This is a genomic window from Candidatus Flexicrinis affinis (genome assembly GCA_016716525.1).
Classification (GTDB): domain Bacteria; phylum Chloroflexota; class Anaerolineae; order Aggregatilineales; family Phototrophicaceae; genus Flexicrinis; species Flexicrinis affinis.
Map to the genome: position 1 here is coordinate 402598 of JADJWE010000004.1, position 19817 is coordinate 422414.

Annotated in this window: 15 protein-coding genes; 10 read left to right on the forward strand and 5 right to left on the reverse strand. The window is 62.8% G+C overall.

Going from position 1 to position 19817, the window contains the following annotated elements; translation table 11 throughout:
• Positions 1-25: 25 nt before the first annotated feature.
• The 3 genes from IPM16_14135 to IPM16_14145 are packed head-to-tail and all read right to left on the reverse strand — an operon-like array spanning position 26 to position 3646.
• Positions 26-364, reverse strand: a complete 339-nt coding sequence (locus IPM16_14135; GenBank protein ID MBK9124239.1) for a DUF86 domain-containing protein — start codon at positions 362-364, stop codon at positions 26-28.
• Positions 348-707, reverse strand: coding sequence for a nucleotidyltransferase domain-containing protein (locus IPM16_14140; protein ID MBK9124240.1), 360 nt, complete (start codon positions 705-707; stop codon positions 348-350). The genes IPM16_14135 and IPM16_14140 overlap by 17 nt, the downstream gene beginning before the upstream one ends.
• Positions 707-3646: a transglycosylase domain-containing protein gene (locus IPM16_14145; protein ID MBK9124241.1), complete on the reverse strand. Its 2940-nt coding sequence runs from the start codon at positions 3644-3646 to the stop codon at positions 707-709. The genes IPM16_14140 and IPM16_14145 overlap by 1 nt, the downstream gene beginning before the upstream one ends.
• A 363-nt stretch (positions 3647-4009) precedes the next feature.
• Here IPM16_14145 and IPM16_14150 point away from each other — a divergent pair, with 363 nt between their 5' ends.
• From IPM16_14150 to IPM16_14180, 7 genes are all read left to right on the forward strand, one after another.
• Positions 4010-6286 carry an O-antigen ligase family protein gene (locus IPM16_14150; protein ID MBK9124242.1) on the forward strand — a complete coding sequence of 759 codons (2277 nt, stop codon included), beginning with the start codon at positions 4010-4012 and terminating at the stop codon, positions 6284-6286.
• 361 nt (positions 6287-6647) lie between these two features.
• Positions 6648-7793, forward strand: a complete 1146-nt coding sequence (locus tag IPM16_14155) for a sigma-70 family RNA polymerase sigma factor (GenBank protein MBK9124243.1) — start codon at positions 6648-6650, stop codon at positions 7791-7793.
• Between the two features lie 113 nt (positions 7794-7906).
• Entirely contained in the window at positions 7907-8719 is an 813-nt protein-coding gene (locus IPM16_14160) for an AAC(3) family N-acetyltransferase (protein ID MBK9124244.1), read from the forward strand.
• Between the two features lie 209 nt (positions 8720-8928).
• Positions 8929-10311, forward strand: a complete 1383-nt coding sequence (gene radA, locus IPM16_14165; protein MBK9124245.1) for a DNA repair protein RadA — start codon at positions 8929-8931, stop codon at positions 10309-10311.
• Positions 10312-10732: 421 nt separating this feature from the next.
• On the forward strand, positions 10733-11065 hold the full coding sequence (locus IPM16_14170; GenBank protein MBK9124246.1) for a transposase: 333 nt from the start codon (positions 10733-10735) through the stop codon (positions 11063-11065).
• 205 nt (positions 11066-11270) lie between these two features.
• Complete coding sequence (locus tag IPM16_14175) at positions 11271-12440, forward strand: transposase (GenBank protein MBK9124247.1); 1170 nt, start codon at positions 11271-11273, stop codon at positions 12438-12440.
• Between the two features lie 422 nt (positions 12441-12862).
• A complete protein-coding gene (locus tag IPM16_14180; protein ID MBK9124248.1) occupies positions 12863-14242 on the forward strand; it encodes a putative DNA binding domain-containing protein in 1380 nt (459 codons plus the stop codon).
• Between the two features lie 156 nt (positions 14243-14398).
• Here the strand turns inward: IPM16_14180 and IPM16_14185 are convergent, their stop codons facing one another.
• A complete protein-coding gene (locus IPM16_14185) occupies positions 14399-16084 on the reverse strand; it encodes a hypothetical protein (protein ID MBK9124249.1) in 1686 nt (561 codons plus the stop codon).
• Between the two features lie 173 nt (positions 16085-16257).
• On the reverse strand, positions 16258-17133 hold the full coding sequence (locus IPM16_14190; protein MBK9124250.1) for an alpha/beta hydrolase: 876 nt from the start codon (positions 17131-17133) through the stop codon (positions 16258-16260).
• A gap of 172 nt (positions 17134-17305) precedes the next feature.
• Between IPM16_14190 and IPM16_14195 the strand changes: the two genes are divergently transcribed.
• The 3 genes from IPM16_14195 to IPM16_14205 all read left to right on the forward strand — a co-directional run bounded on the left by IPM16_14195 (position 17306) and on the right by IPM16_14205 (position 19699).
• Positions 17306-17695, forward strand: a complete 390-nt coding sequence (locus tag IPM16_14195; GenBank protein MBK9124251.1) for a hypothetical protein — start codon at positions 17306-17308, stop codon at positions 17693-17695.
• A gap of 152 nt (positions 17696-17847) precedes the next feature.
• Positions 17848-19152, forward strand: coding sequence for a CCA tRNA nucleotidyltransferase (locus IPM16_14200; GenBank protein MBK9124252.1), 1305 nt, complete (start codon positions 17848-17850; stop codon positions 19150-19152).
• The gene (locus tag IPM16_14205) at positions 19139-19699 is read left to right on the forward strand and encodes a GNAT family N-acetyltransferase (protein MBK9124253.1); all 561 of its coding nucleotides are present in this window, start codon (positions 19139-19141) and stop codon (positions 19697-19699) included. Before IPM16_14200 ends, IPM16_14205 begins: the two co-directional genes overlap by 14 nt.
• The last annotated feature ends 118 nt before the right edge of the window (positions 19700-19817 follow it).

The following is a 19817-nucleotide window of genomic DNA, read 5'->3' on the forward strand; positions in this document are numbered from 1 at the left end:
CGTGTCCGTATGTGCAGCGCACGCGCTAAGCCTTGTCGAAGCGATAGCGGCTGAGATAGCCGTCAAGCACCTTCTCAATTTCGGGGACGTCGTTGGTGGCGGTGCGATACAGCGTGCGCGGGTTGATCGTGTAATGCTCGTGCGCCAGCATGTTACGCATGAGGCGCAGGTCCTGCCACGGGATGTCGTCCAGATCGCGGCGCGTGCTGCTGTAGACGTGCTTGGACGCCTCGCCCAGCGCCAACAGCTCGAACGAAACCGCGTGGCTCGTCTGCTCGTCCAGCGCGAATTCGTCGATGTCCACGCCGTCGACAAACGTCCGAATGCGTTCGCACGCGAACTTCATGTCAATCAAATTCACCACGTCGTTCTTCATAGATCGTCTCGAGTGTTTTGAGGATCGACTCGCGGCGCACGTCATTATGGTCGTTTTGCACCGCGTCGTAGTCGCCCAGATCGACCGGGCGGCGGCCGTACAGGTTGCTCAGCTCGCGCTCCATGTGCACCAGATCGAGCAAGGTATGCTGCGTGTCCGGCTCAAACGTAGCGACCATGTCGATGTCGCTGTCCTCGCGGAAGTCGTCACGCAGGGCCGACCCGAACATTTGCAGCTTGGTGATTCCCCAGCGATGGCAGAAGCGCGTGATCGCCGAGCGAGAGGCGAATACGTGCGGTGAGCGTTGATAGTGGCGGCGTCGGCGGGCCATCAGCGCGCGACCTCCACAGTGAGCACGGTGCTGGCGTTCGAGTTCCCGGCGGCATCGAACGCGACCGCTTCGAACGTCTCGGTTCCGACCGCCGTAATCGGGTGATTGTACGCGAACGGCCCTTCGCGCAAGGTCGCCACAAGGCGGCCCTCGTTATAGATTTCCACGCGGTCGAGCGCCAGATTGTCGGCCACGATCACGCTGATCGGGATCGCCTCTTCGCTCGGGAACCGGTACACCTTGCCCGGTTCGCCGGCGTTCAGCACGACCGTCGGCGGGATGTTGTCGACGCGTACCTGCACGACGCTGCGTTCGCGGGTGCCGTCGGTGCGCACGGCGGTGAGTTCAAGCGTATAGACCCCGTCGAGGCCGGTTGTGTCCCAACGTGCCAGCGTGCCTTCTGGCGGCGGTTCAGTCTGCAGGCCGCCGATGCTCACCCATTCCACCGGGTTGATGCCTTCGCCGAACGCGAGCTGATACGAGCGCAGGTCGGCCGGCACCGCGCCGCGCACGTCGACCAGTCCGCGCAGCCACGCCAGCGCCTCCGGGCGCGAGATGGTCGTCGCGGTGAACGGCGAATCGGCCGCGCGGCTGAGCGTGTCGTAATCGTCAGGGGGCAGGGGCTGGCGGTTGGCGCGCCACCAGTCGAGCGCCTCGTCGGGCGGGATGAAATACGTCTCGGTGATGCGGCGGCCTGCCGGCGTATTGGCCGTGGCGCGCTGCAAGGTCTGGCTGTTGAGTTCGATCGCCTGCCAGAACGTGTCCTGCGTGAACGGCTGAATGCCGGCGATGAAGATTTCGGAGCGGGTCGGGCAGGTGCCATTGGGCAGCAGGCCGCTGCGCTGACACACCGCCAGTTGTACGATATTGGCCGGACGTTCCCAGTCGGCGGCAGGCCGACCGGCGTGCACAAGGTCGCTGATCGCCCGGTAGAGCGCCACCGATCCGTCGGTGGAGTCCGCCTCGAAGCCCATTGGCGAGCCGTCGCTGCGGGCCAAATGCACGGCGATGCTGTACTGCGGCGTCGCACCGACTGTCCAGTCGTCGCGCAAGTCGCTAGTGATGGTGTTTACAAGCGCGGTCGGGCGTGCCGGCGCGAGCAGGCTCTGCGTGCCGTACTTTTGCGCTTTGGCGATCGGGTCGCTGAACACGCTGGTGACGAGATAACCCAGTTCCGGCGCATCGCTGAAGATGTTGACCCGCCACGCATCGGCCTCATAGTCCCACAGCACGCGGCCTTCGGCGTCCACGATCCGCGTAACGGCGACCGGGTCGCGGTTGCGCGCGCCGGTCGAGCGCGGCGTGACCGGCACGCCGTACATATCGCCGAGCGCGCTCAATACACTGTACGCGTAGGCCACGTCCAACGGCGCGACCTGCCCGCCGCGTTCCAGAAGAGTCAAGTCGTAGAGGTCGTCGCCGAGCGTGTTGATGCCCAGCCGGCGCGCCGTGCGCAGGATGGCGGACATGCCGTGGTTGTCCGCAATCTGAACCAGCGGCGGCAGGCGGTTGGTGGCGGCCGCGTCGCGCAGGCTGATCGGCCCGGAGAACGTGCCGTCGGCGTTGGCCGGTTGATAAATCAACCCTTCGCTGGCGCCGGGGAATCGGCGCGGGATGTCGAGCAGCATGGTGGCCGGCGTGTACTGCGTGTTCTGCTGGCGTTCGCGGAAGCCTTCGAACACCACGAACGGGGCAAGCGTCTGGCCGGGCTGGGCGTTGGCGCGCGCGGCCTGCCCGCTCATCGCCAACAGCCGCCCGGTCTCGACGTCGATAATCGCGATTGCGCCGGTATCCGGCACGTCTCCTTCGAGCAGAGCGATACGCGCCAGCGCCGATTCGACTTCGCACGGCGATCCGTCCGCCGCGCGCCAGATCGGCGTTTCGCCGCGCAGCAAGGCAAGGTGGTTGTTCAACGCGCAGTCCGCTTGCCGCTGAAGGTCGAGGTCAAGCGCCGTCGTGACGCTCAGCCCGCCGCGCGACACCATACGCCCGCCATCCAGCCCCAGCGCGTTGAGGATCTGCTCGGTTTGGCGGCGTGCGTAAAGGCTGTACTCCGGCGCGTAGTCGGGGGCTTGGCTGGCGCCGGGGCGCAGCGGCGTGACTAACCGGCTGGCCGCGTCGAACTCTGCCTGCGTAATGAGGCCGGACGTGAGCATACGGCGCAGCGTGTCGGCCTGTCGGCCGCGCGCGGCCTGTTCGTCGTCGAACGGGTTGAACTGCGGCGCCGTGGCAACGCTTGCCAGCAGTGCCGCCTCGTCAAGCGACAGCGTAGACGCCGGCTTGCCGAGGTACACCTGCGATGCGGCTTCGATACCGTAGGCTTCGTTGCCGTAATAGTTGGTGTTCAGGTGCCACTCCAGCACCTCGCGCGGGGTGTAACGCCGGTTGATCTCGGCGACCAGCGCGATCTCGCGGCTGACGTCGGCGGCGCTGGGCTGTTCGGGCAGCGGCGCGATGACGTTGCGGACAAGGCGCGACGTGAGCGATGTCGAAAGCTCGATCGGGCCGTCCATGATGTTGCGCCACAGCAGACCCACGGTTCCGGCGAGGCTGAACTGCGGCGTTTCGAGAAAGGCCGGGTCTTCGACGATCAGCGTCGCGTCCAACACAAACGGCGGCAGCGAATCGAGGCGGGTCCACTCTCGCGCGCTGCCCAGCGGGTCGCTGACGGTGAACAATGTGGTGCGCCCGGTGCTGTCGGTCAGGCGGGTGATGCCGTCGCTTTCGAGAAACGTCGTCTCGACCGGCGACGGCAGGCCGTCGATGGCGTTGAAGTACACGTAGGCGGCGCCGCCGATGACGATCGCCAGCGGCACGACCACGACGACCAGCGCAACCGTCAACCAGATGCTGGCCCAAATGCGCGTGCGTGTCGATTGTGCGGCGCGTCGGGCTTTGCGCGCCCGCCGCCGTAGGATGATTTGAGTTGCCGAGGCCATTGCCGCTCGTTCTATTCGGTCATGACGCGCGCCGGCTCGGGACGCCGGCAGCGACGCTAGTATAACGCCTTTGAGTTGTCAGAGAGCAGTTGCCAGTTGTCAGGAGTCAGTGATCAGAAGGCAGTAGTCAGGATTCAGACGTCCATAGGCGTGCTAGATCGAAGAGGACTGCATATATGAACTCACTGAGAACGGATTCCTGCTGACCGTCCCCTAAGCTCTGTCGACTGACTCCTGATAACTTACCACTGAATTCTGACAACTGATTGCTGACCACTTTCTCCTGATAACTGCCCTCTGACAACTGAACACTGATAACCGTCCTGTTGCGCTACAATGCAAAAGGCCACCGAGGAGAATCGCATGTCGACAGTCCTTCGCTCGTCTCTGCCCCGCATCCTGTTGATGGTCGTCGTCCCCTACATGATGCTGTTGGGCGGCACGCTCAACGTCATTCTCTATCCGGCGCTGCAACTGCTCAACGTCGTGCTGTTGGGGATGGCATTCGGGGCGTGGGCGCTGGCTCGGTTCAGGGGCCAGTGGACGTGGCACGCGACCGCGGTCGATTCAGCGGTGATCGTTTGGGTCGCGGTGATCGCGGTGGTGACGATTGTCAACGCCGACGAAGCCCGCCGCGCGCTGATCGTCGTGCCGTACCTGATGATGCTCACGGTCGGCTGGTATGTGCTGCACGATGCGCTGTTCAACGGCGCGTTGACGCGTGGTCAGGTTTCCGACATGGTCCTCATCACCGGCATTACGTTCACGTTCACAGCGATGCTGGAAATCTCCCAGCCGACCCTGCTGTCGACCGGATTCTTTGGACTCCCGCGCATCGACGGCCTGACCGGCAACCCAAACCTGCTATCTGCCATCCTCGTGCCGACAATCGGCTTGGCGGCGGGACGGGCGTGGTCGGCGCGTGGCCCGGTTCGCGTGATCATGGCCGCATTCACGGTCATCGCACTGGGCACCATGGTCCTGACCTACTCGCGCGGAGGTTGGATCGCGGCGGCGGCGGTCGTCGGCATGCTGATTCTGCTGTGGCTGGTCGACAAGGGTTGGACATCGCCGGCCAAGCTGTTCGATGCGTGGAAGCGCGCGAAAGCGTGGCAGAAGGGACTCGTCGTCACCGTGCTTATTGCGATCGTGATTGCGGGCATGGCCGGCGTCCTGATCGTTGTGGACAGCCTCGACGATCCGGGCCGCGACACCGACCTGCGCACGTACCTTTGGGAAGCCGCTTGGCAAAACTTCACCGAGAACCCGGTCTTCGGATCGGGCGCTTATTCGACGCCGGGCATGCTGTTGGACCGCGCCTCAGTTCCACCGCGCACTGCCCAGACGCACGCGCATAACTACCCGCTGCAAGTGCTGTCGGAGTTTGGCGTGTTGGGCGGCGCGGCGATGGCACTGGCGATGGTGCTGTTCGTACGAGCAGGTGTTCAAGCGTGGCGCGGCGCGCTGACTGCACGTGACCGCCATCTCATCGCTGGCGGATGGGCAGCAGTGGTCGGGTTCGGCGTGCATCTGCTGTTCGACCTCGCCGCGTGGACGCCGTTCGTCGCCATGCACGGCGTGATCGCGCTTATCGTAATGACAGCGGCTCCCGTGCCGGTGCCGCGCCGGCCCGTTGTCGCACGCGTGCAGAGCGTCGTCATCGGCGTGGTGATCGTGGGCGTGCTGGGTGGCGCATTGTGGATGAACCAGTACGCCACGCGCAATCTGGACATCCTGAGCCAAGCAGAAACCAATGGTCAATGGCTGGCTGCGGCCGATGCGTTTGAAGATCTGCGGGCGATCGACCCGCAGCAACCCGTGTATTACTGGACGCCAGCGATGCTGTGGGCGATGACGGCCTATCAGAATCAGGATCCGGCGCTGGCGCGCATGGCCTACGATGCGTTCGGCGAGGCCGCTGCACGCGGGATGGAAAGTGCCGCGTCACATGCCAACATGGCGGCTATGGCGGCTCAGTACGGCGACCTTGACGCGGCGGCGGAGCACCTTAATGCCGTGATGCGATTCGCGCCCGACTCGGTGCCGATGCGCATCAGCGTGGCAGATCGCGCGGAGGCGTGGGGACTGCCGGAGATCGCGCGGGCCGCGTGGGCAAGCCTGCTCGAAGACGAGCGAGTCGAGGAGTATGGCCTGCCGCTCGACCGCCGGGTGGCGCTGTCGGAAGGCGCGCGGACGCTGGCGATGCTGCCGCTGCCTGACGACTTGGCCGCGCTGCCCGCGCTGCTCGACGGCGACGCGGCGGGCGCATTGGCTGAACTGGAAGCGCATCCGGAGTGGAACACGGGGCGTGCCAACGCGATGCGGGCGATCGCCGCGAAGTTCACCGGTATCGATCCATCCCCGTTCATGCGCGCAGCGGAAGACGGCGCAGCCACAGGCGATGACGTGACGTGGATTTTGGTCGCGCGCGACATCGTCGCCGACAAGCCGATCGACGGGTGGGCGGGCGTCCGCGACCCGTCTCGGCTCGATGTGCGCAACGAACCGTCGAGCAGCATGATCGCCACCATGCACTTCTTCCGGCCGACCTTTGCGCGCATGATTGCGCCGCAGTTCGAGTACGACAACCGCGAGCTGTCGATCGCGGCACTGATCGATGCCCTGTTAGAACGCCCATGAAGGGGAGCGTTTTCCGTGTTTAGGTATCTTTAAGGATTGTGCATGACGCACAAACAATTCGCTGTCCCATCACGCCCAATCTTCTGATATGATGAAATGCGAGGCGTTATGTGCACAGTGAATATGGCCGGGTCTTGGGAAATATTGGGATATCCGGTTTACAAATTCGCGAAATTGTGCAGATAATGCTGTAGGTCAATGCATCATTGACTTCGGTTCCCTTCATCCAACGGCAAGGAGGTCCCCAACTCCGCAAGACGTCCATTCCAGCCACGGATATGACGCGCCTTAAACTATCGGAAGAGGGCCGGCGCACACTGCGCGGGCGATCAGCAGAGGTGAAACCGTGATCCAAGAACTCATGGCACGTGCAGAACAGCGCGGGTACGTGACATATGATGACATCCTCGAACTGCTGGAGGATGAGGGAGAAGATCTAAATTTAGACACGGTTCTTTATGAGTTAGACGAGTTAGGCATCGAATACCGACACGAAAGCGAACTGGTCGGCATGTCGGTGCTGGACGATACAGAAACAGACTACGATCTCGACGAAACCGCGCCCGACCCGATGTTGGGCGACATCAACGCCGTCAGCGCCGACGACCCGGTTGGCCTGTATTTCCGCCAAATGGCGCAAGAACCTCTCCTCAGCGCCGCAGACGAAGTAGACCTCGCCAAACGAATCGAATACGGAAAAATCGCCGCCGAAGTGATGGCTCGCCGCGGTCACACGCTCGACGCCGAGCGTATCGCCCGCTATGAGGCACTCGTGCTCGAAGGGCAGGCCGCCCGTGAGCATTTGGGACGTGCCAACACCCGCCTCGTCGTCAGCATCGCGAAGCGCTATATGTCGCAGGGGCTTCCCTTCCCCGATTTGATTCAGGAAGGCAACGTCGGCCTGATGCGCGCGGTCGATAAGTACGATTACAAGCGCGGCAACCGCTTCAGCACGTACGCGACATGGTGGATCCGTCAGGCGATCACCCGCGCGCTGGCACAGAAGACCCGCACGATCCGCATCCCGCTGCACATGACCGAGCGCATCCGCCAGATGTACCGCACGGCGCAGCAGCTGGAGCAGGTGCTGGGCCGCCGCCCGACGGCCGAGGAAATCGCCGCCGAGATGGACGTCCCGCTTGAGACGATCCGCGGCATGATGGACGCCAGCCAGCACGCGGTCGCGCTCGAACGCCCGGTCGGCGACGACGGCGACACCGAATTTGGCGACTTCATCGAAGATCAGGACACGCTCAGCCCGGTCGACGCCGCCATCCAGCACTTGCTGGAGGAGACGATCGAGCAGGTGCTCGGCGAACTGACGAACCGCCAGAGCAGCATCTTGCGCTTGCGTTTCGGCCTCGGCGGCGGGGAACCGCACACGCTCGAGGAGATCGCCAACAAGTTCGGCCTGAGCCGGGAACGTATCCGTCAGCTCGAGAAGGAAGCGCTGCGCCGCTTGAAGTCGCCGCGCCTCTCGGTCGCCCTGCGCGATTATCTCGGCTAGACACCGGATCTATTCACCCCAAGCCCCGCCTCCGCGCGGGGCTTTTGATTCGCAAACCGAAAGACGGATGCGTGCTACACTGCGCTCAGATTGGCGCCATCCCTGAGGCCGCAATGTCCGAAGCCGATACGATCGACCCGAACAGCCTTCCGCTCACTGTGGACTCGCTCACCGAACAGCTTGCCGCGAGCGGGCTATCGGCCGGACAGACGGTACTGGTGCATACTCGCATGAGCGCGCTCGGGTGGATTGCAGGCGGGCCGGTGGCCGTCATACAGGCGCTGCTGCGCGTACTCGGACCGTCTGGCACGTTGATGATGCCAGCCTTCTCGCCGGACACGACCGAGCCGGCCAACTGGGTCAACCCGCCGGTTCCGCCGCATTGGGTGCCGATCATCCGGCAGCACACCCCGGCATTCGATCCGGCCATCACGCCGACCTTCAACGTGGGTATCGTTGCCGAGTTGTTCAGGCGCTGGCCGGGGACATTGCGAAGCGCGCATCCTGAGGCGTCGTTCGCGGCAGTCGGTCCGAACGCGGCGTATCTGCTGGGGGGCAAGCCGTCGCTGACGTACATTTTCGACTCGGAGTCTCCGCCCGCACGGCTGTACGAACTCGATGGTCATGTCCTAATGCTTGGGCTCGATCACAGCAAGAACACGTCGCTGCATATGGCGGAATATCGCGCGGACCTCCCGCACAAGTTTCGCAAAGAGGGCGTGGCGATGTACGTGGACGGCGTGCGTCAGTGGGTTTCCTACGATTTCTTCAATCTGGACGACAGCGACTTTTCCCAGCTCGGCGCAGACTACGAAGCGGCGCATGCGATCGTGCCGGGACGAGTTGGGCGCGGCGAGGCGCACTTCACCCGGCAGCGGCCGCTGGTCGACTTTGCCGTGACATGGATGGAACAACACCGCCGCTGACCCGTCCAGATATGCTATAATCGTCGCACGGATGTTCCATAGTCGGGAGTGGTTCGGGGCGCTGCCCCAAGCCCCGGCAGGAGTTTGCACTCCTGCACCTCGCTTCTCGCGGATGGATGCCGCATGCGGCATCCATCCGCAGATCGGGGAGTCCAGAGGGCGTAAGCCCTTTGGAGGTCATTTGACTTCACATACACAGCGCAGGGATCATGGCAAAGTCACGCACGTCCTACGTATGCACCAACTGCGGCCGCAAGAGCGCCGCGTATCTTGGCCGCTGCCCGCAGTGCGGGGAATTCAACACCTATCAGGAAGTGGTCGAAGAAGTGCGCAAGCAGGCCGCCAACGCGCCGCAGCGCAAAGCACCGGGGGCGATGCGCGCCGAACCACAGACCTTGCGGCAGATCAGCGGCGATCAGGGCGAACGCTATTTTGTGCCCATGGGCGAAGTCAACCGTGTGCTTGGCGGAGGCCTCGTGCCGGGGAGCATAACCCTGATCGGCGGGGAACCGGGGATTGGAAAGTCGACCCTGCTCACGAATCTTGCCGGCCTCCTTGCCGATACGATCGGCACGGTGCTGTACGTCAGCGGTGAGGAGTCGGCGCAACAGATCAAGATGCGCGCCGAGCGCCTGAACGTCACGTCCGACAGCCTGTACCTGCTGACCGAGACCGTGCTGGAGAACATCTTCGAGCATGTCGCCCGGCTCAACCCTGCCGTGCTGGTGATCGACTCGATTCAAACCACGTATACCGAGTCACTTGAAGGCTCGCCGGGGCTGGTCGGGCAGGTGCGCGAGTGCGCGAGCCGACTGCAAGGACTGGCGAAATCGTCTGGCGTGAGCGTGTTCCTCGTCGGGCACGTCACCAAAGAGGGCCAGATCGCCGGGCCGCGCGTGCTGGAGCACATCGTCGATACCGTGCTGTATCTGGAAGGCGACCCGTTTCAGGCGTTCCGCCTGCTGCGCAGCGTGAAGAACCGCTTTGGCGCGACCAGTGAAGTCGGTGTGTTCGAGATGCAGGGCGCGGGGATGGTCGAGGTACCTAATCCGTCCGAGGCGTTTCTGGCCGAGCGCGTCGTGAATGCGCCGGGGTCGTGCATCGCCGTGACGCTGGAAGGCACGCGCCCGCTGTTGGTCGAGATGCAGGCGCTGACCAGCCCGACCAGCTTCGGCAATCCGCGCCGGACGCCCAACGGGGTCGACATCAACCGCCTGCTGCTGATCAGCGCCGTGTTGAGCAAACGCTACGGGCTGCGCCTGCACGAGCAGGACATCTTCGTCAACGTCGTCGGCGGCATGAAGATCAGCGAACCGGCCTCCGATCTGGCGATGGCGGTATCGATGGCGTCGAGCTACTTCGACGTGCCGGTGCCGGCCGATATGGTGATCATGGGCGAGATCGGCCTGAGCGGCGAGGTGCGCGCGGTGAGCCAGCTCGGCGTGCGCTTGAACGAGGCGGCCAAGATCGGCTTCCGCAAGGCGGTCGTGCCGAAGATGCGCCGCGCCGTGGACGGACTGCCCAAGGGCCTCGAACTGCTGCCCGTCCGCTCGCTCGGCGACGCGCTCAAGGCGTCGGGGGTGAAGGGGTAGGGTGTAAGGGGAACGGGGAGAGGGACGCCGCGCATCGCGCCGAAAACGGGACGCCATAGTTGCCGTCCCTACCACGCCGCGGCGATGACTGACGGTGGATGCGCGGAACAAACGTGTCTGGTAGGGACGCGATGTACCGCGCCCAGAACGCTGATGAATGACGCCGGGACGTCATGGTTGCCGTCCCTACCACGCCGCGGCGATGACTGAGCGGAGCTAGAATTGCGGTCAATTGTAGACGTAAAATCGTTCGTGCTTGTACGCCGGAGGAAGGATGTCACGAAATCGCCGGTCGCCTCGCTTGAGAGGGCATGGTTACAGCCGAACCGCAACCTACTTCGTAACAGTGTGTACGCACCAGCGCGAACTGATATTCGGTTCCGTCTACGACATGCATGTGAGCCTATCTACCGCAGGGGCAGTGGTCGACACAGCCGCCAAATCAATCCCTGACCACTATAACCACGTGGCGCTGGATTGCCATATCGTGATGCCGAACCACATCCATTTGCTTCTCTCGCTTTATGAAAGACCTGATGCCAATGTCGCCCCGCTTGGCGTCGTCATTGGGACGTTCAAGGCACAGGTAACGCGCGAGGTGAACCGGATCGATTCCGCTTTCGGCAGGATCTGGCAATCCCGTTATCACGATCACATCGTGCGTTCACCCGACGAACTCGAACGAATTCGCGCCTATATCCGTTTCAACCCGGTAAACTGGCAAGATGATACGTTCTTTGTCGACTACACATGACGTCGCGGCCGGCGAGAAATGCGCCACTAGTAGGGACGCGATGTATCGCGTCCCATATGCACCAAGATAAGGAAAAAGGGTAATCTTTTCGCCTCTCACCGCAGAAAAGAGACCCTTCTTCCATGACAACCATAACGGAACTGAGCGAAACGCTGCAAGGTCTGTTGAGTACAACAGCCAATGAGTTGGCAAAAAAACGGGATTCATCCGTCGGCAGCGAAAAGTCACGGGAGCAGGGTTTGCCCAGACGCTGGTGCTTGGCGGGCTGATGGCCCCGGCAGCGACGCGGCGCGAACAGCAGCACCATGCTGTGCAGGTTGGAATGCCGATCAGTACGCAAGGACTGGAACAGCGTTTCACAGCGACCGCGGTGACGTTCATGCGGCAGTTACTCGAGGAAGGGCTGCGGCAGACCATTCGAAGCGAGCAGCAAGGGACGGTGTTGCCGTCATTCAACGGCGTCTACATCAGCGACTGCAGTCGGGTCGAGTGGTTGGCAACGGGCGTGAAACTGGCGGTACGCTGGGAGTTACAGCGCGGGCAGTTGGAGATTCAACTGCGGGAACTACGAGAGAACGACCAGAAGAGCGCGGTGGTAGACGCGGCGCTGCCCGAAGGTGCGCTGCATCTGAACGATCTGGGTTTCTTCAAGCTGACCCGCTTCCAGCGCTGGAATGAGCAGGGTGTGTTCTGGCTCACCCGCTTCAAAGTCGGCACGACCGTGTTCACCACAGAGGGAGAACCGCTCGATCTGCTGCAGCATTTGAAACAACTGCCCGGACCGCAGTGTCTGCCTGTTCAAGTCGGGAACCAAGCGCGTCTGTCTGCTTACTTGATAGCGGCCCCCCATCCCGCGCCAAGCGCTGCAAACGCGGATGGCGCGGCTAAAAGAACAAGCACGGCTGGACCAACGCCCGACCTCCCCCGTCAAACCGCCTTCGCGCGCTGGACGATCTATCTGACCAACATCCCCGACTTGACCTTCGACCAAGCTCACACCCTCGCGCGCACGCGCTGGCAAATTGAGCTGCTGTTCAAGCTCTGGAAGTCTCATGGTCAGATCTTGCGCTCACGCACGGCCGATCCCTGTCGACAACTCTGTCAGGGCTACGCCAAGCTCTTGGCGGTTTTGGTCGCCCACTGGATGCTGTTGGTCGCTGGCTGGTCCCTTGACAACCTCGGCTCTCTCGATGCGCTTCGCCTCGTCCGCACGCATACACCTCTGCTCATGCGCGCCTTCACATGCCCACCCCTCTGGCGTGTCCTCTGGCTCTGGCTCACCGCCGATCTGCGTCTCGCCGCACGCCGTTCCAAACGGGCCAAAGTCCCTCTCGCTTTCCAACTCTGGCAGGTTTTCGACTTCTCATGGTCTTAACTTGGTGCATATGGGACGGGCACGCCGTCCATCCCAACCTCCTACAACGGATCAGCGGTGACGCCGCCGGCGCCCAGGAATCAGGTTTCAGTTGGCAGCCGGATTTCGGCCGCGGAATTCTGATCGCACGATTTGGGATATCCCGATCTGACAGGGTGCCGCGTCCCCTCGAGTATTGAGAATCAAGCAGAAGTTGCGACAAGGTTGGGATATACCACCTTATCCCAAAATATCGCAAATTCGCGCACCCTGTGTTGTTTAACACCGGAGGCTTTATGTTAAGTTTCGATTAAAATCCCGCCGTAACACGTCCGGTTTGGCGGGGATTGCTTATCCCAACCGATTCCCGATATCCCAAATTGCGCGACAGACTTGTTACAATCGCGCACAGTTTGGGATATATCGCATTTATCGCAGCCGCCATGAACCCTGATTTACTCAAGCAAGGCCCCGGCCCGCGCCTCGCCATGATCGAAGGCGCCAACGCGCAGAACATCGCAGAGACGCTGGTCGCATTCGCCAATGCCGAGGGCGGCCTACTGGTGGTTGGGGTCTCGGACGACGGCAAGCCGATCGAAGGGACGCTCGAATCCGAGGCGCTCGAAGACGCGCTCAAAGCCGCAGATGCGCTGTGCAGTCCCACCGTCGTCACCGGCAGTTGGGAAGAGTTGATGATCGACGGCAGCAGGGCGTACAGCCTGCGCGTGCCGCGCTCGATCGAACTCCACTCGCTGATCGACGGGCGCGTGCTGATCCGAGGCGATGCACAGAATCGTCCTGTCGGCGGTCAAGAACTGCTGCGACTTGCCAGCGCCAAGACCACCGGCGACTTCGAGGCGACCTCGCTCACCGGCGCGACCAAAGACGACTTCAGCAAGAAGATCCTCGACGAATACATGGCCAAGCGCGCGGAGCGCACCAAGCGCCCGTTCACCGGCACACAGGACGACCTGCTAAAGGAGATCGGCGCAGTCGACCAAACCGGCAAGCCGACCGTCGCGGGACTGATGTTGTTTACCGACTATCCGCAAGAGTGGCTGCCGCAAGCCAGCGTCGTCTTCATCAAGTTCCTCGGCCGCACCCCGCGCGGCGAGAACGGCCTCGCCGGGTATATCCGCCGCGAGGAGCTCAACGGCCCGCTGCCGCGCCTGATCGAAAGCGCGTGGAATATCGTGTGGAGCGAGATGGCCGTCGGCGGCGTCGTCAAGGGCTTGGAGCGCGAGGACACGCTCGAGTACCCCCAGTTCGCTGTCCGCGAGGCGATCGTCAACGCCGTGTGCCACCGCGACTACCGGCTCAAGGGCCGCCGCATCGAGATCCGCATGTACAGCGACCGGTTGGAGGTCATCTCGCCGGGCGGACTGCCGGGATTCATCACCATCGAGAACATCAAGGATGAGCACTTCAGCCGCAACCCGCGCATCGTCAACGGGCTGTTCCAGTGGGGTTACATCGAAGAGCTCGGCCTCGGCATCGACCGCATGATCGAGGTCATGGAGCAGAACGGCCGCAAACCGCCCGATTTCGACGCCCGCCCCTACAGCTTCGCCGTGACGCTGTACAACGAGCGCGTCAAGCAGCAGCCCCCGGAATGGTCGCGCAACACCAACTACCGGCAGGCGCGCGCGCTCCAGTACATCAAAGAGCACGAGCAGATCACCAACCGCGAGTTCCGCGACCTGTGCCCCGGCGTGAGCGCCGAGACCCTGCGCCTTGATCTTGCCGACCTTGTCGAGAAGGGCATCCTGCTCAAGATCGGCAGTAAGAAAGGCACCCACTACATCCTGAAGGTGGGGAAATAAGGGGAGAGATTAAGGGGAAACGGGTTAAGGAACCAATTGTCAGTCGTCAGTTGGCAGCATCCCTCAACCCGAAATTCGTAGGGACACGGCAAATGCCGCGTCCGGCCTGTGATGCGCGGCCACTGTAACCGTGGATGCCACATACACGACGTTGTGCTATCGGGGATCCGGCAACAGAATCCAGTCGTCGTAGAAGATCGGCTGTCCCCACTCCAGTGTCGCAATCGGGCTGTCGAGGACCGGTGAGAGATCGACGAGGTCAAGGACGTCGGGCAGCAGGGCTGAGTCTGCCCGGTCATACCATGCTGGGAAGAACCCGAGCTCTACTCGATATTCGCCTGTAGCTAATGCCGCGCGTTCGTTCCACCGGTCGTAGGCCAGTGCGCGGACGGGCAGCACCGGCATGTTGAGCACGCCACCGACACTCGGTTCATGCCCCCGGCCCAACTTCCATGAATGGCTCGATGCCCAGCATTGCGAATCGGAACAGCTCACAACGCCGAAATGGTCATTGCGATACGGAAAGATCAGCGGATTGTCGAACGTCTCAATGAAGATCGGGCATGTCTCGGCGAGCGGGGCCGTGCACGCACGCTGAGGATCGGCGAACCGATCGGCCGACGGGTCACCGGGTACGACGTAGACGATGTTGTTCTCATCCGGCGTCGCGACGGCCCTTTCATAGTGCGTGCCGGCCGAGATGTCGTAGAGTCGCCACGAATCTGCGCCTCCCACACGGACGAAGCGCCCTGTGCGTGAAATGTCCGACAACGCTTGTTCGCCGTCACCCGTAACCACCAGGGCTGTCGGAGCACCCGAATCGAAAAGGTCCCACACCCAAACCCCACGCGCATCCTGAAACGCGATCGTACTGCTGTCGGCGCTCCACATGACGAGCGGAGCCGCCGACTCCGATTCAAGTGCAGTCTCTGCGACTTTCTGCAGCGTGAGGCGCTGCCCGCGAAGCGATACCTCACGGTTCTCCAGCAGATAGACCGTGAGGCGTGTAGGTTCGAATACTGCCGCAAAGTCACTATCGGGCGAGAATAAGACGCCATGCCCGGGAACCCGGATCAGCGGATTGACCACCGACTCCTCAGGAGCTGGATCGAGAAACACATACTGAAGCCCGACATGCTGTCCATCGACGCGGAATGCGACATGGATTCCGTCGGGCGAAATCGCGATCGGGTCATGCTCGGTCATCCGGGTCACTGTCCGATCCGGATTGACCCGATACTGCTGCCCCGACTCTGATGTAACAAGCAAGAAGCGCGGCAGCGGCATGCGTGCATCCGAGAAGTCCGGCGCCACAGATTCTAGCCGACCGCCGGCTTCTAGCAGAAGCTCCTCGAACTGCACCGTATCAACCGCGCGAACGCGGGTCATGCCGTCCAACTGCTCGGAGAATTCGACGTGTCCCGCCTCGACGCTAAAAGTCGCAGTCGTCGTGTTCGCTACAGGCTTGTCGGTGTAAGTCCCATCACCATTATTGGCCAGTGCAAAGTATCCGGTCATCCCGGGTTTGAGCAGCACACCTGCGCCGGTCTCGGCGCAACCGACATCATAGTTCCGCTTCATGGTGGCGATGTGCATCGCGACAGGCACACGCACGACGGCCAGATAGGGCGCACCCATTCCCTTGAAATATGCGTCCACGAGCAGGATCGCGCTGTGTCCCCGTTCATCTGCATCGATAACGGTCGCACTGACGATCACGTCGGCCTGTGAGAGTTGGTTGACCGTAAAGGGGTATGGCCCGGTGCACGCTGCGGCCGGCTGGGCGATGACCGCAAGTGAGACAATCAAGATCGACCACGCTGTCAATCGTAGTAGCGGCATGGCAGTAGTCCGGTTCAACCTACTGTCCAGTCTACGCCACAACCTCCACCATACGCATCTATGCCATCCCTACGACAGCACGATGGTATTGGCACCAAGGCAAGCGAACGCAACACGTCCCGCGATCCTGATGACTGGCTCCTGACAACTGATGCCTGACAACTGCCCTCTCGTCACTGCCCCTCAGTGATGAAGTCCACCACCGCGCTCACGACCTCCGGGCTGCGCAGCGGCATGAAGTGGCGCAGACGCTCGGTCGTCATGAAGCGCGCGTTCGTCCACAACTGCGCGACCCGCTCGCCCAGCGCGTACGGGATCACTTCGTCGTCGCGGTCGTGCACGATCAGCGCGGGGATGTGCGCGACCTTTGGTACGGCGGAGTCTGCGACGTAATCCGGCGACCACACGCCGTACGTCTTCTCGAAATGGGTATACATCAGCGAAAGCATCTCGCGCGGCAGGCCCATCGCGTCGACCCACACCTCCATGATGTAAACGACGCGGTCGAAGGTGCTCATCAGGACGGCGCGCGTGGTCGGGATGCCGAGCGTCGCCATGCCGTAGTAAACGGCTGCGCCGCCAAGCGAGTGCCCGACCAGCGCGTGCGGCGCGCCGAGGTGATCGACGGTCGCTTTGATCGACTCCATGAAATCGACCATGGCGGCGCGCTCGCCGGGAGATTGACCGTGCGCGACAGCGTCAATCGCTGCGACGCGGTATCCCGCCTCGACCAGCGGGCCGACGAACGCCGACCAGCGCCCGGCTTGCATCTCCCAACCGTGCATCATCACGACCAGCGGACCGGCATCGCCCCATTGATGCACGACGATCGGCTTGCCGCGCCAGGTCTCGAGCGCGATCGTGTCTGCTTCGCGCAGGACAGTCTGTTCGCGCCCGCCGGGGCTCGATCGGTTGACGGTGCAGAACAGATCGGCGGCGATCTGCGCGGCTGTCGCCGGCTCATGTTCCAGCCCCCAGTGAATCTGCTCGAGGGTCCGCCGCAGTTCAGGTGAATCGCCGGGGATCGTGACAGGCAGGTGAGTCGACATCGGCTCCTGCTCGCTCTCGTTGTGCTTCGCTCTGGCTATTCTAAACGCCGATCCAGCATGCGCGTAGACCGCAGCGCCGTACCGCGGCATGGGCTGGTGCTGTACTCTGCGCTCATCTGGCCTATAATTCGAGGGTTGTGTTCGCTTGACTGGCGCTGCCAGAGGCCGACTCATGCCGCTCAGTGACATTCACGGAATCCTGTTCAACGCGCACATTCTGTTCTCGTTTGCACTGGGGGTGTGGGCGGCGGTGATCGCCGGGCGCAGTCAGCCCGTCCCCGGCGGCTATTGGGGCGCGGTGATCGTGCAGTCGGTCCTCGCCGGGATCATCGTCGTGTTCGGCGTGATCCTCACCGCCACCGGCGCGCGCCCGGTCGATGGCCGCTTGGAACTGTACTTCCTGTACATGGCGTGGCTGGTCGTCATCATGCCGGGGCTGTTCAGCATGCTGCGCGGGCGCGACGACCGCAGCGCGGCACTGGCGTTTGCCATGTTGGCGTTCTTCAACGCCGGCGTGTCGCTGAGCATGGCCCAACGCCAGATCATCGGGCCGTGGGTGTAAAGAAATGCCGGGTGATGAGTACTGAGAGCGTGTTTGAAAGTTCGGTATGTGATGGTGGGACTACACAACCTCACCCCCGCCTCGATGCGCTCGACTCCCCCTCTCCATGGCCATGGAGAGGGGGCTAGGGGGTGAGGTAGGAACGGAGCACGATGGTTCGCATCACGTATGCACAGCTTGCGAGCGTGCTGGGGGAACAATCCGCCGAGCACGTCCATCGCATCGCCGAAGTCGCTGAGACGATCGGTGTGCGATTCGCGTTGGTCGGCGGCGTGGTGCGCGACGTGATGCTGGGCATGCCGACCACCGACTACGACTTTCTGGTCGACGGCGGCGACATGGGCCTCTCGGCAGCGGCAGAGCTGGCCGGCGCGCTGCGGACGCAGTTTGGCGGCGTGGTCAAGGCGCATGAAGCCTTCGGCACGGCGACGTGGACGGCCCCGGACGCGTTCTTCATCGACGACGGGCTCGTGCCGGAACACTTCGACTTCGCGTCCGCCCGCGCCGAACACTACGAACGCCCCGGTGCGCTGCCGATCCCGGCGGCAACCACGCTCGAGGACGACCTGCGCCGGCGCGACTACGCCGTCAATGCGCTGGCGTTGATGTTGGCGCCGCGCCCTGAATACGGCATCGTGATCGACCGCCACGACGGCCTGCTCGACCTCGACGCTAGCATTTTGCGCGTGATGCATCCGGCCAGCTTCAATGACGACCCGACGCGCATCTACCGCGGCGCGCGGCTGTCGGCGCGGCTCGGATTTACGTTCGCGCCGGAAACAGAAGTGTTGATCCCCGCGGCACTGCCGGTGATCGACTACGTCAGCGGCGAGCGCCTGCGTACCGAACTGCGCCTCATACTGGTCGAGTCGTCGGCGCCGGATGCGCTGACCCTGCTGGACGAACTCGGCGCATTGTCCGCCATTCATCCGGCGCTTGGCGTAACGCGTACGCTGGACGACGACCTGCTGGCCGTCCACGACGATCCCCCTGCCGACCTCGAGACGGCGGCGTGGTGCGCGTGGCTGTGCCGGCTTGAGCCCGACGACCTCAAGCAAATTGCCGTGCGGCTGGCGTTCAGCGCGTCGATGGCCGGAGCTGTCAACGCAACGGCCGCGCTGGTGCGCGACAGCGAAGCCGCCCACAGCGATACCCCGAGCGTCGCGTACCGCCGCTTCCATGGCCTGCCCGACATTGCCATTGCAACCGCTGGACGTGTCCTGGGCGGCCGAGCGTACGAAAACTCAGAGGCGTACCTCAACGAATGGCGCCGGACGCGCACCGTGACGACCGGCCAAACGCTCAAGGAGCTTGGAATTCCCCCGGGCCCGCGGTATAAATACATCCTTCAGCATCTGCTCGATGCCCGATTGGATGGTCACATCCGTACCCCCTCAGACGAAGCAGTTCTGCTTCAAATTCTGATCGATCGATTGCCCGCCGATGATCCTGCGTGAACGGCCAGCCACGGAGAACACCCCGCCCCAATTTCCGCTGGCGGTTCAGTACTGCATTCGCGCCGCCGTCCGCAGTGACGTGCGCAAGCTGGAGTGGTACGGGTCGCACAGCCACACGCGGCGGTATATCGAGCGCGCCTACGTCGACATGACCAAGGGCCGGCAGCTCATGCTGGTGGCCGACCTCAACGGGTTTCCCATCGGGCAAATCTACGTGCAGTTCGACAGCAAGAACAAGCAGCACGCCGATGGCAAAGCGCGCGGCTACATTTACTCGTTCCGCGTCATCGGGCATCTGCAAGGGCTGGGGATCGGCACGCGCCTGCTGCGCACCGCCGAGATCGAATTGGCGCGGCGCGGGTTCCGCTACGCCGTGCTTCAGGTCAGCAAACGCAACGAAGCGGCGCGGCGGTTGTACCACCGCGAGGGCTACTTAGTGATTGATGAGGACCCCGGACAATGGTCCTTTGTTGATCACAATGGTATGGAGCGCCACGTGAACGACCCGACATTTGTTATGGAAAAACGGCTTGCACCATCCCTTTAAGGTGTGTATGCTGTTACAAGGTTATCCTGTCCGCACTGATTGAGTGTTATGCCCCTTCAAAATCGTACGATCCATGTTCGGCGCTGGACCTACCCCTCTCCTCCCTCCGCCTCCAGTA

Excerpts from the sequence above, each read along its gene's own strand:
- IPM16_14200 (MBK9124252.1), top strand. The coding sequence starts at position 17,848 with ATGGTTCGCATCACGTATGCACAGCTTGCGAGCGTGCTGGGGGAACAA.
- IPM16_14205 (MBK9124253.1), top strand. The coding sequence starts at position 19,139 with ATGATCCTGCGTGAACGGCCAGCCACGGAGAACACCCCGCCCCAATTT.
- IPM16_14190 (MBK9124250.1), bottom strand. The coding sequence starts at position 17,133 with ATGTCGACTCACCTGCCTGTCACGATCCCCGGCGATTCACCTGAACTG.
- IPM16_14155 (MBK9124243.1), top strand. The coding sequence starts at position 6,648 with ATGGCACGTGCAGAACAGCGCGGGTACGTGACATATGATGACATCCTC.
- IPM16_14150 (MBK9124242.1), top strand. The coding sequence starts at position 4,010 with ATGTCGACAGTCCTTCGCTCGTCTCTGCCCCGCATCCTGTTGATGGTC.
- IPM16_14195 (MBK9124251.1), top strand. The coding sequence starts at position 17,306 with ATGCCGCTCAGTGACATTCACGGAATCCTGTTCAACGCGCACATTCTG.
- radA (MBK9124245.1), top strand. The coding sequence starts at position 8,929 with ATGGCAAAGTCACGCACGTCCTACGTATGCACCAACTGCGGCCGCAAG.
- IPM16_14180 (MBK9124248.1), top strand. The coding sequence starts at position 12,863 with ATGAACCCTGATTTACTCAAGCAAGGCCCCGGCCCGCGCCTCGCCATG.
- IPM16_14185 (MBK9124249.1), bottom strand. The coding sequence starts at position 16,084 with ATGCCGCTACTACGATTGACAGCGTGGTCGATCTTGATTGTCTCACTT.
- IPM16_14160 (MBK9124244.1), top strand. The coding sequence starts at position 7,907 with ATGTCCGAAGCCGATACGATCGACCCGAACAGCCTTCCGCTCACTGTG.
- IPM16_14140 (MBK9124240.1), bottom strand. The coding sequence starts at position 707 with ATGGCCCGCCGACGCCGCCACTATCAACGCTCACCGCACGTATTCGCC.
- IPM16_14145 (MBK9124241.1), bottom strand. The coding sequence starts at position 3,646 with ATGGCCTCGGCAACTCAAATCATCCTACGGCGGCGGGCGCGCAAAGCC.